5 protein-coding genes are annotated in these 11,705 nt (G+C 74.6%); 2 read left to right on the forward strand and 3 right to left on the reverse strand.

Annotated elements, in window-relative coordinates; genetic code table 11:
• The first annotated feature begins 309 nt into the window (after positions 1–309).
• Positions 310–2,637, forward strand: coding sequence for a M9 family metallopeptidase (locus tag ABT093_RS33845; protein ID WP_350570885.1), 2,328 nt, complete (start codon positions 310–312; stop codon positions 2,635–2,637).
• A gap of 64 nt (positions 2,638–2,701) precedes the next feature.
• On the opposite strand, the gene ABT093_RS33850 is transcribed toward ABT093_RS33845, so the two are convergent.
• Complete coding sequence (locus ABT093_RS33850) at positions 2,702–8,593, reverse strand: WD40 domain-containing protein (RefSeq protein WP_350570887.1); 5,892 nt, start codon at positions 8,591–8,593, stop codon at positions 2,702–2,704.
• A 160-nt stretch (positions 8,594–8,753) separates the two neighbouring features.
• Between ABT093_RS33850 and ABT093_RS33855 the strand changes: the two genes are divergently transcribed.
• A complete protein-coding gene (locus ABT093_RS33855) occupies positions 8,754–9,956 on the forward strand; it encodes an ArsB/NhaD family transporter (protein ID WP_350570888.1) in 1,203 nt (400 codons plus the stop codon).
• A 25-nt stretch (positions 9,957–9,981) separates the two neighbouring features.
• Here the strand turns inward: ABT093_RS33855 and ABT093_RS33860 are convergent, their stop codons facing one another.
• Both ABT093_RS33860 and ABT093_RS33865 read right to left on the reverse strand, forming a co-directional pair.
• On the reverse strand, positions 9,982–10,833 hold the full coding sequence (locus ABT093_RS33860) for an inositol monophosphatase family protein (RefSeq protein WP_350570890.1): 852 nt from the start codon (positions 10,831–10,833) through the stop codon (positions 9,982–9,984).
• Positions 10,805–11,479 carry a hypothetical protein gene (locus tag ABT093_RS33865; protein WP_350570892.1) on the reverse strand — a complete coding sequence of 225 codons (675 nt, stop codon included), beginning with the start codon at positions 11,477–11,479 and terminating at the stop codon, positions 10,805–10,807. The genes ABT093_RS33860 and ABT093_RS33865 overlap by 29 nt, the downstream gene beginning before the upstream one ends.
• Positions 11,480–11,705 lie beyond the last annotated feature (226 nt).

Consider the following 11,705-nt stretch of genomic DNA (forward strand, 5'->3'; position numbering starts at 1 on the left):
CGATCGTGCCGGGTCAACACTATTGCGTATCAGTTGCAAGAACGAAGCAGGGGCTCCTGCATATTCCGCAAGTCGCGCCGGAGATCCACGCCGACATCGGCGCCGGCATCGGCACCGGCCGTTGAGGCTGGGTCAATTCAGGACAAAGGCCGCATTCGTCAGGCCTATGACAACGTTTCGATTGCGGCGAACGATTCTTCGATCTCCAGTCTTCCCACCGCACTGTGACCTGTGCCATTTTACATGTCACACATCGAGAGGCCGCGCCCCCCATACCGCGGCCCCGAACGGCCCCGGAGGCCCCCACAGATGCGTCCCTTCCGGATATCCACGGCCAACGCGCGCAGGCTCCCTGCGCTCGGTGCCGCCTTCTTCATCGCCCTCGGCCTGTTCGCCCCCCAGAGCCAGGCCGCCCCGGCCGGCTCCGCCACGGCCCCGGCCGGCAGCAGCGCCGCCTCGTCGACGCCGCGGTCGATCCCGGTGCCCAAGTCCCCCGACGCGAAGAGCACCAGCCCCTTCAAGCTCTCCGCCCAGGACAGCGCCGAGGAGCTGGCCCCGCCGGCCGCCCCGGCCACCCAGCCGGCGAAGGCCGCCAAGGGCTTCTCGGCCGCGGCCGCCGAGCCCTGTCCCGACCTCTCCGGAGTGCTCAGCGCCACGGGCAGCGCGCTGGTCCAGCAGCTCAAGGCGCTGCCGCGGGTCGACTGCACCTACCCTCTGTTCAACCTCACCGGTGACAGCGTGAAGGCCTTCCGCGAGGCCAACATGGTGACCGTCGCCAACGCCCTGCGCGACGCCTCCGCCACGTACCCGGGCGACAACAGCACCAACATCGGCCAGCTGGTCCTGTTCCTGCGCGCCGGCTACTACGTGCAGTGGAAGTACCCGGACCTGGTCGGCGCCTACGGCCCGACGCTGAAGGGCGCGACCGGCGCCGCGCTGGACGCCTTCTTCGCCTCGGCGCACGGCAAGGACGTCACCGACGCCAACGGCGCGCTCCTCGTCGAGGTCGTCAAGGTGATCGGCCAGAGCGACACCCTCGGCCGCGAGGCCGGCGTGTTCAAGTGGCTGCTCTCCAGCTACAACGGCAGCTGGCCCACCCAGATGACCAACACCGTGTCGGAGTTCGACTGGGTCCTCAAGGACGCCTACGAGTCCAAGACCGACGCCGCCGGCTGGAAGGCCGCCCTCAAGGCCGACCCCTCCCTCCTCAACAGCTGGTCCGGCTTCATCACCCGCAACGACTCGCAGCTGAACCGCTGGGACGTCGTCAGCAACATCGGCCGCTACCTCGGCCACGCCCTGCAGGTCGACGAGCTCAAGCCCGCGCTGCGGCCGGTCCTGAAGGACCTGATCAACCGCTACCCGAACGTCGGCCCGACCGCCCCGATCACCATGAACCTGGGCTGGGCCACCCGCCAGTTCGACAAGGGCAACTGCGCGGCCTACGGCATCTGCGACCTGAGCACCCGCCTCATGCCGGTGATCCTGCCGATCCAGCGGGTCTGCAACGACGGCCTGAAGATCAAGGCCCAGGACATGTCCCCCGGTCAGCTGGACGCCACCTGCACCAGCCTGATCAACCAGGACGCCTACTTCCACAAGATCATCGGTGACAAGGGCGCCATCCCCGGCGACGTGAACACCAACCTGGAGGTCGTCGCCTTCGACGACTACGACCAGTACTCGCTGTACGCCTGGGCCTTCTACGACATCGACGTCGACAACGGCGGCATGTACGAGGAGGGCGACCCGAGCAAGGCGGGCAACCAGGCCCGCTTCATCGCCCACGAGGCGTCCTGGCTGCGGCCCTCGTTCTCGATCTGGAACCTCAACCACGAGTACACCCACTACCTCGACGGCCGCTACAACATGGGCGGCGACTTCGAGGCCAGCCAGACCACCCCGACCATCTGGTGGGTCGAGGGCATCGCGGAGAACATCTCCTACGGCTACCGCAACGAGCGCAACGCCGACGCGATCACCGAGGCCGGCAAGAAGACCTACAAGCTCAGCGAGCTGTTCGACACCGTCTACGGCCAGACCGCCGACGCCGACGAGAACTCCAACCGGGTCTACCGCTGGGGCTGGCTGGCCGTGCGCTACATGCTCCAGGAGCACCGCTCCGACATCGACGCGGTGCTCACCAAGTACCGTGCCGGCGACTTCAACGGCGCCCGCACCATCCTGAAGCAGACCATCGGCACCCGCTACGACGCCGGCTTCGACGCCTGGCTGACCAAGTGCGCCGCCACCGACTGCGGCCCGCTGCCGGAGGCCCCCACCGGTCCGGTCACCCCGACCACCCCGCTCTGCACCATCCCCGACACCCGCCAGTTCGACAACAACTGCCGCCGTGACAACCTGGCCGCCGTCACCGGCAACTACAGCTACCACTTCATCAACCTGCCGGCCGGCGTCAAGACGCTGACCATCACCAGCAGCGGTGGCACCGGCAACGCCGACCTCTACTACGGCGGCTCCAACTGGGCCACCACCACCAACGCCCTGGCCAAGTCCACCAACGCCGGCAACGGCGAGACGCTGACCATCACCAACCCGCCGTCCGGCTGGGTCTACTTCAGCCTCGCCGCCCAGCAGAGCTTCACCGGAACCACCCTCTCCGTCCAGTACCAGTAACGGACCCCGCACCACCAAGGGCCCCGCCGGTTCGCCCGGCGGGGCCCTTCGCCGTCGCCCGCGGCTACAACTCCTCCTCCGGGGCGAGGCGGTGGACACCGGGGAGGTGGGTGTCGAGTTCGCCGGGTTCGAAGCGGCACATGCCGACGGCGTGCCAGAACTCGCCGGCCACGTCGCCCTCGCACTTGTAGGCGCCGGAGGGCAGCAGGGCGGCCCAGCCGTCGGGGGCGCCGAGCAGGGTGGCGAGGGCGGTGGGGCGGCCGTCGGCGGGGACGCGCCAGAGCCGGACGGTGCCGTCCTCGCCGCCGCTGGCCAGCAGCGAACCGTCCGGGCTGAAGGTGACGGCGAGGATCCGGCCGGTGTGGCCGCGCAGGCCGGCCAGTTCGGCGCCGCTGAGCGGGTCCCAGATCCGGACCACGCGGTCGTCCCCGGCGGTGGCGAGCAGCGGGCGGTGCGGGTGCGCGGCGGCCGTCCACAGCCGGCCGACGTGACCGGTGAGGCGGTGGCGGACGGCGCGGTCGGCCCAGATCAGCGCGGTGCCGTCCCAGGAGGCGCTGGCCAGCCAGTCGCTGTGCACGGACGGCGCGACGGCGTACACCCGGTCGGTGTGGCCGTCGAGTTCGGCCTCGACCCGGCCGGTCGCGATGTCGGAGATCCGCACCGTGGTGTCGTCGCACCCGGTGAGCAGCTGCCGCCCGTCGGGGCTGAAGGCGATGGAGCGGACCCGGCCGCGGTGCTCGCGCAGCGTGGTGAGGTGGGCGCCGGTGCGCCGGTACCAGATGCGGACGGTGTCGTCGTCGTTGGCGGTGGCGACGAGGACGCCGTCGGCGCTGAAGGCCTCCGCCCAGACGTGCTCGGTCTCGACGTCCATCTCGCGCAGGTACTCGCCGGTGCGGGCGTTCCACAGGCACAGGTCGCCGTCGTTGGTGGCGGTGGCCAGCACGGCCTCCTCCGGGCTGAACACGGCGGAGACCAGCCGGCTGCTGCGGCCGGAGAGTTCGCGCAGGCGCCGGCCGGTGGCCGGGTCCCAGACCCGGATCGCGCCGTCGTTGCCGCCGGCCGCGAGCAGGGTGCCGTCGCCGCTGAAGGTGAGCGATCCGATCCGCCGGCCGTGGCCGCGCAGCAGTTGCCGGCTGCGGCCGCTGGCCGGGTCCCAGAGCCGGACCCGGCCGTCGTTGCCGCCGGTGACGAGCAGCGGGTCGTTCTCCGCGCCGCCGCGCCCCGAGCCCGGCCGGAACCGGCAGGCCCAGACCGAGCCGCGGTGCTCGGGCGGCTGGCGGCGCAGCGGCACCACCTCGCACGGCCCGGCGGCGCCCGAGGCGGCCGCGCTCTCGGGGGCGCCGACCCGCCAGACCCGGACCCCGCCGTCGCTGTCGCTGGCCGCGAACCGGGTGCCGGCCTCGTCGAAGGTGACCTGGTAGATCTTTCCGGTGGAGTCCTCGGCCCGGCCGGCGACGGTGCCGTCGAGGGGGTTCCAGAACCGGATCTGGCCCTCGGTGTCGCCGCTGGCGAGCAGGTCGCCGTCGGGGTGGAAGGCGAGGGTGTAGATCCGTCCGGCGTGGCCGGGCATGCTGTGGCGCAGCCGGCGCCCGGCCACCTCCCAGATCCGCACGGTGCCGCCGGTGCCGTCGTCCGGTCCGCCGTCGGCGGTGGCCACCAGGGTGCCGTCCGGGCTGAACGCGGAGCGGTAGACGGTGCCGCGGTGGCCGGGAAGGACGGCGAGCCGGCGGCCGTTGACGGTGGACCACAGGCGGGCGCCGCCGCCCTGGTCGCCGGTGACCAGCACGGTGCCGTCGGGGTTGAACACGGCGGTGTAGACGGGCGCGGCGTGGCCGGGCAGGCGGTGCAGCGGCTCGCCGGTGGCGGTGTCCCAGAGGGTGACGACGCCGTTGAGGTCACCGGTGGCGACCAGGGTGCCGTCGGGGGCGAGCGAGACCGGCCAGACGCCGCCGGGGTGGACGTCCAGGCGGTGGCGGCACTCGCCGGAGACCGGGTCCCAGAGCCGTACGGTGCCGTCGGCGCTGCCGGTGGCGAGCACGTCGCCGGCGAACTTGACGACGTAGACGCGGCCGATGTGGTCCTTGAGGGTGCGCAGGGCGACGCCGGTGACGGCGTCGCAGACCAGCACGCTGCCGTCCTCGGAGCCGACCGCGAGCAGGTGGCCGTCGCGGCTGAAGGCGACGGGTTCGGGCAGCCGGGTGGAGCGCACGTCGAAGCCGTAGGGGACCCCGACCTCGGAGGGGCTGAAGCCGGCCTCGACGGGCAGGCCGGGGGCTATGGCGGCGGCACGCAGTTCGGGGGCGGCCAGCACCTCCTCGTCGGTGACGGCGGAGATCAGCGCGGCCCGCTGCCAGCGGCTGCCGCGCAGGCGGGCGCCGCGCAGGTCGGTGCGGATCAGCCGGGCGCCGTGCAGGTCGGCGAAGCGCAGGTCGGCGCCGCTGAGGTCGGCGGAGTCCAGGCGGGCGTCGGCGAGCCGGGCGCCGCGCAGGTCGGCGCCGGCGAGGTTGGCGCCGAGCAGCCGGGCGCCGCGCAGGTCCGCGCCGAACAGGTCGACGCCGGACAGGTCGCGGTGCGAGAGGTCCTCGCCGGCCAGGGTGGCGCCGCGCAGGTCGGTGTGGGCGGGCACGCGCAACCGGTCGAGGACCTTGACGGCGTTGAGCCGGGCCGCGTCGGAGGTGGCCTCGGAGGCGTCCAGGACGGAGCGGGCCCAGCGCTGGCAGAGCTGGTGGTCGGCGAGGTCGCAGAGGAACTCGACGGCGAGGCGGCTGAGCGGGCCGCGGGCGAGCAGGGTGCTGTCGCCCTGCCGCAGCGCCTCGGCGGCGGCCCGGGCGACCAGCCACTCCGCCACCGAGCTGTGGATGAAGTGGAACATGCCCTCGTCGGAGCGGACCAGCAGGCTGCCGGAGCCGACGGCGTGGGCGACCTGCGGGGTGGGCATCCGGTTCTCGGTGAGGCCGCTGAGCACGCCGGCGATGTCGACGATCTCGTCCAGCGGGATGGAGCTGCGCCCGCTCTCCCACAGGCGCAGCGCGAGCAGGGTGACGGCCTGCCAGAGCTGGTCGAGGTGCAGGCCGGGGGCGGCGCCGGGGCCGCCGTGGCCGCGCTGCTCCTCGAACCGCAGCCAGGAGGTGAAGACCTCCTGGTAGAGGCCGGCGGCGCTGAGCGCCCGGCCGGCCCCGGCGACGGCGCGCAGCCGGTCGTGGTCGAGGTCGGCGACGAAGCTGAGCAGGCGGGGGTTGCGGCACAGGGCGAGCAGGTCGGGGATGGCCTCCAGCAGGCGCATCCGGCGGTCGGCGGCCTCCTGGTCGCCGTAGCGGTTGCCGAGGTAGCCGCGGATCTGGTGCGGGGTGAAGTCCTGGACGGCGATCAGCCGGCGCTGCGGCAGCAGGCCGACGCGTTCGCCGAGCGCGGTGAGCACCTGCTCGTGGGAGCTGAAGTGCTGGGTGCGGCTGGTGACGACGATCTTGGCGTTGTCGACGGCGGCGTCGAGCAGTACCTGGAGGTGGTCGGCGGCGCGTTCGTAGCTGACCCGGTTGACGAGTTCGTCGAAGCCGTCGAAGAGCAGCACGACGCGGCCCTGCCGGAGCATGTAGCGGAAGGCCCGCAGGTCGAGGGTGTCGATGCCGTGCTCGGTGAGGTGGGCGGCGACCAGGCCGTCCAGCGAGTGCGCCTTGTCCAGTGCGCTGAGTTCGATGAACAGCGGGGACAGGTGCGGGAGTTCGGCGGGCAGCCGGCGGGCGAGCTCGCGCAGGGCGAAGGTCTTGCCGCGGCCGAAGTCGCCGAGCAGCAGGACGAAGCGGCCGTGGTCGGAGTCGAGCAGCCGGAGCAGTTCGTCGACCAGGCCGTCGCGCTCCTCGGCGCCGGGGCGTTCGGTGTCGCGGTAGCGCTGCGGCAGGTAGAGGTTGGGGTGGTACTGGCTGTCGGTGGCGAGCCGTTCGGTCTGGGCGGCCACGTGGCCGCGCAGGTCGATCAGGCCCTGGAACTCCAGGAAGCTGCGCAGCCGCACGCCCCGGCGGCGGGCCCGGTCGCGCAGTTCGCGCGAGGGCGGCGGGCCGTCGTGGACGAGTTCGGCGTCGAGGGTGGCGCCGTCGGCGTGCACCGCCTCGGCGAAGCGCTCGACCTCCTCCTCGGTGGGGGTGCCGACGCTGGCGGCGACCCGCTGCTGGCGGACCAGGCCGCCCTCGGCCCAGGTGACGAAGAGCTGGCCGGCGGTGCCGGCGACGGGGCGGATCTGGGCGCCCGGGTGGCGGGTGCGGCAGACCTCGGCGACCCGGGCGAGCAGGGCCTCCTCCGGGGTGGCGAGCGCGCGGGTCTCGTGGTCGGTGTCGGCCGGTTCGCGGACCTCGTCCAGCTGCGGCGGGCCGGCCTGCGGGGCGGGTTCGGGGGCCGGGAAGGCGCGCTGGGCCCGGCGCCAGGGCACGGTGAGCCGCTGCTGTTCGGCGGTGGGGGCGGGCCAGCGGGTGAGGCCCTCGCGGGTGAGCCGCAGCAGCTGGTGGGCGCCGGGGGCGGCGGCGCCGAGCACGGGCAGTTCGCCGGCCGAGGTGGTGAGGGTGCGCGGGGCGGTGCGGCCGTCGCCGGGGCCGTGCAGCAGCAGGTGGAGGCGGGGCGCGGTGAGCCGGGTGAAGCGGTCGCCGTCGCGCAGCGGTTCGGCGTCGCCGCGCGGGCGGGCGGGCGCGAGGTTGCCGGAGCGGGGGCCGGGGCCGGTGGCGGCGACCGGGTGGCGCACGGCGCCGATCCGCAGCCAGCCGTCGTTCTCGTAGGGGCGCAGCGCCTGGGCGAACCAGGCGGCCTGTTCGGGGCCGAGCCAGCCGTAGCGGTCCTCGGGCCGGTGGGTCCAGGCCATCGAGGAGTTGAGCCCGGCGACGACGGTGCCGAGTTCGGGCACCGGGAAGAGCGTCCAGGGCTGGGCGCTGTCGAAGACCACGTCCAGGCCCTGGTAGAACTCCCGGAACAGCCGGGCGTAGTGGCGCCACTTGGGCCAGTACGGCGCGGCGGGGCGCAGTTCGTCGGCCTCGCAGGTGGCGAAGTAGGCGCGGGAGGCGGCCTGGCTGACGTCCTGGCCGCCGGGCAGCAGCGCCACCCGGTGCGGTTCGAGGCCGAGCAGGGCGCGGATGCCGGTGAGGAAGGAGAGCGCCTGCTCGCATTCGCGGGGGCTGCCGGTGGCGGTGAGGTCGCCGGTGACGACGACGAGTTCGGGCGTGGGGGCGCCGGCGTCGGCGAGTTCGACGAGGTCGCCCCAGATGGCGGCCTGGAGGTCGACCGGGTCGGCGCCCTGGCCGAAGGCGGGCCCGGCCAGGTGCAGGACGGTGACCGCCTCGCGGCCGCCGGGGCGCCCGGCGGCGGGCGGGTACTCGGGCTGGACGGAGGGGCGGCGGCGTCCGGACCGGCCGGTGCCGCCGGCCTGGCGCGGGGCGGGGACGGGGCTCTCCCGCGCGGTGAGGGGCCCCCGGGCCTGCACGGCGCCGTCCGGGAGGCCGTCGCCCGGGTAGCCGGGGACCAGCTCGGGGCGGGCCCGGCCGTCCATCGCCTGGGCGACCCGGGCGAGCAGCAGCTCGCGGGCGCGGGCGGGCTCGCCGACGCCGACGAGGTCGATGTAGGTGAGGGTGGCGAGCAGGCCGTCCACCGGGATGTCCTCGATGCGGACGGTCAGCAGCCGGCGCTCGGGGGCGTCCGGGTCGGCGCGCAGCGCCGCCTGCCACTCCATCCTGCCGTAGCGCGAGCGTTCGTAGTTGCGCGAGAGCAGCGCGATGACGGCGGCGGACTCGGTCACGCCGCGGTCCATGAAGTCGACGAAGTTGGTGCCGGGCACGAAGTCCCAGGCCTGGAGGAAGGCCCGGTAGCCGGCCTCTTCCAGGGTCCAGGCGATCCAGGCCGCCCAGCGTTCGTCGGCAGGCGAGTACGAGATGAAGAAGTCGATCGGCCCGGGGCCACCCGGGCTCGCGTCAAGAGCCCCCATGGAAGGAGCTTATGACCGATCCGGAGATGCTCAACCCTCTTTCACCGCAACGGGTCCGGGTGGTTTTCGGGCGCCGTCCGCCGAACGTGTGACCGGAGTCCGGCCCTCCGTGCGGACCGCGGCCTCGACCGGCAACGCCTCGTGTGCGACCCTGACCTCCGTGTTCGCGTACTGGCCCGCCGTCAAGCGGCTGCACCCCCTGGACCTGCTGGCCGCGGGACTTCTCGCCTGCGGCCTGCTCTTCCTCGCCACCGGTCTCCTGCCGGCCGACTCCGCCGGAGCGGCCGTCCAACGGATCGCCCCGCTGCTGGCGTTCCTCGGCTCGGTGATCGTGCTCGCGGAACTCACCAGCGCCGCCGGCGTGTTCGACGTGGTGGCGGCCTGGGTGGCGCGGGCCGGGCGGGGCAGCTATCCCGCGCTGTTCCTGCTCTGCGTCGCCTTCGCCGCGCTCACCACGACGGTGCTCAACCTGGACACCACCGCCGTGCTGCTCACCCCGGTCATGCTGGCGCTGGCCGGCCGGGTGGGCATCGCCCCGCTGCCGCTCGCGATGACCACGGTCTGGCTGGCCAACACGGCGAGCCTGCTGCTGCCGGTCTCCAACCTCACCAACCTGCTGGCCGCCGACCGGGTCGCGCTCTCCCCCGCCGGCCTGGCCCGCGCCATGTGGGCGCCGCAGCTGGCGGCGCTGCTGGTCACCATGGCCTGCCTGTGGGGCTTCTACTGGCGGCGCGGACGGCGCGGCGCGGACGTCTACGTGCCGCCGCAGGCGCACCGCCCCGCGGACCGGACGCTGTTCCGGGTCTGCGCGCTGGCCTGCACCGGCTTCCTGGCCGCCAGTCTGGCGGCGGTCGTCCCGCTCTGGGCGGCCTCGGGCGCGGCCGCGGCCGTGGTGGTGGCGGCCTTCGCGGTGCGCCGCCCGGAGGCGCTGCGGACCTCGCTGGTGCCGTGGCGGCTGCTGGTGATGGTGCCCGGCATGTTCCTGGTGGTGCAGACGGTGGACGCGCACGGGCTGCACCGGCTGCTGGCCGACGCGATCGGCACGGACGGCGGCACCCTCGGCCTCTTCCGGGCCTCCGCGGTCGGCGCGGGGCTGTCCAACCTGCTCAACAACCTGCCGGTCTACCTGGCCGGCGAGGCGGCGGTGCCGGAGGGCAACCACACCCAGCTGCTGGCCCTGCTGATCGGCACCAACGTCGGCCCGCTGGTGACGCCGTGGGCCTCGCTGGCCACCCTGCTCTGGTACGAGCGCTGCCGGTCGGCGGGCCTGCGGGTGCCGCTGCGCGGCGTCGCCGCGACCAGCGCGGTGCTGGCCGTCGGCGGCGTCCTCCTGGCGACGGCGGCGCTCGCGCTGACCGGGTGACGGTCCCGGCGTCCGACGGCACCCCTCAGCCCGTGGCCCCCGCCACCAGGTCCAGCAGGGACGGCAGCAGCTCGGGGCGGCCCGCGACATAGCTGCGGGCGGTGTCCGGCCGGCCGATCCGGGCGCTGAAGGGGCCGCCGTCCAGCGCGCGGACGTCCAGGCCCGCCTCGGTGGCGAGCAGGCCCCCGGCCGGCAGGTCGATCTCCTCCGCCCGGTAGCCGACGAAGCCGTCGATCAGCCCGCAGGCCAGCAGCGACCAGGTGAGCAGCGGTGCCCACAGCTGGAGCACCCGGCGCGCCCCGCTCTCCAGACCGTCCTTGAGGGCCCGCGCCACCGGGTCGCCGGCGGGCACGGCGTGGCCCTGGGTCCAGCCGAGCACCGGCCGGCCGGCGCCGGGCGGGCGCGGGGCCACCCGCAGCCGCCCGCCCGGGCCGTACGCGCCGGACCCGCGCACCGCGCGCCAGGTGCGGCCCGCCACCGGGTCGTGCACCACGCCGAGCACCGGTTCGTCGTCCACGCACAGCGCGATGCCGACCACGTAGGCGGGCAGGCCGATCACCACGTTGTTGCTGCCGTCCAGCGGGTCGACCAGCCAGGTGCGGCGGGCACCGGGCGCGCCGGCGCGGTCTCCGCCCTCCTCGGCGCGGATCCGGTCGGCGGGGAACCGCTCGGCCAGCCGCCGGGTGACCAGGTCCTCGGCGAGCAGGTCGAGTTCGGTGACCACGTCGCCGTCCGGGCCCTTGGCGTCCACCCGGAAGGCGCCGAGGAAGCGCGAGCGCAGCAGGGCGCCCGCGTCCTCGGCGGCGCGCACCGCGACCCGGCACTCCTCCGCGTAGCCGCCGGCCTCCTCAGCCGGATCCGCCGTCGTACCGTCCACCGATCCTCCTGGCTGCCTCGTCGGCGATCCGGGCCGTCCGGTCCGCGTCGCAGAGCCGCCGCACCACGCGGCGGGCGCCGCCGTCCACCGGCCCCAGCACCACGTCCACCGGCCCCGGCACGGTGCGGCCGAGCACCACGGTGGCGGTGGGCGCGCCGTCCGGCAGCACCGTGGCGTGGAACTCCCCCGCCCGCAGGGTGTACGTCTCGCCGCGCCCGCTGGTCTGCTCCTCCAGCGGCTCCCAGCGCACCAGCCGCGCGGTGGGCCGGACCTCGTCCACCCCGGCGGCGGCGTCGCTGCGCACCTCGTAGGCCCGGTGGGTCGGCCGGGAAGGCTCGTCGTACACCCCGATCCGCAGGTTGCCGATCCGCCCGTAGAGCACACTGCTCTTCAGCTCCCAGCTGTGGCAGTGGATCTCGCGCTGCCCGGCGGCGACCACCGGGTCGAAGACGTGCACGCAGACGCCGAGCGCGCCGTCGCGCAGCACCGGCAGGCAGTAGAACCCGAGCGGGTGGGCCACCGCCCGCAGCACCCGGGTGCCGCGCGCCACCTGGGTCAGCAGGCCCCCCACCAGCGTGTCCAGCCCGGGTCCGGCGGCCGTGCGGCCGGCGGCCCGGTCGAGCGTCGTGAACAGGTCGTTGCTCATCGCTCCCCCTCTGCGGGCGCCCCCTCGCGGCTACCGGCCGTGCGGGCCGCACGCCGTGCCGCCGTCCCCCGTCGCCCCCGCACCATGCTAGAACCGGCCCGAACCCGCCGACCAGGCTGCCGACACCGCGCCCCGCCGTTTCCCGTCGCCGCAACGGCCGCGGGGGCCCCGCGCGGGGGGGGGGGGGGGGCCGCGGGGGGGGGGGGGGGGGGGCGGGGCGGGGGCG

This window comes from Kitasatospora sp. NPDC002551, assembly GCF_040296005.1.
Lineage (GTDB): Bacteria > Actinomycetota > Actinomycetes > Streptomycetales > Streptomycetaceae > Kitasatospora.

What these genes read in the sequence shown, in the direction of transcription:
- ABT093_RS33845 (WP_350570885.1), top strand. Translation starts at nt 310, where the DNA reads ATGCGTCCCTTCCGGATATCCACGGCCAACGCGCGCAGGCTCCCTGCG.
- ABT093_RS33865 (WP_350570892.1), bottom strand. Translation starts at nt 11,479, where the DNA reads ATGAGCAACGACCTGTTCACGACGCTCGACCGGGCCGCCGGCCGCACG.
- ABT093_RS33850 (WP_350570887.1), bottom strand. Translation starts at nt 8,593, where the DNA reads ATGGGGGCTCTTGACGCGAGCCCGGGTGGCCCCGGGCCGATCGACTTC.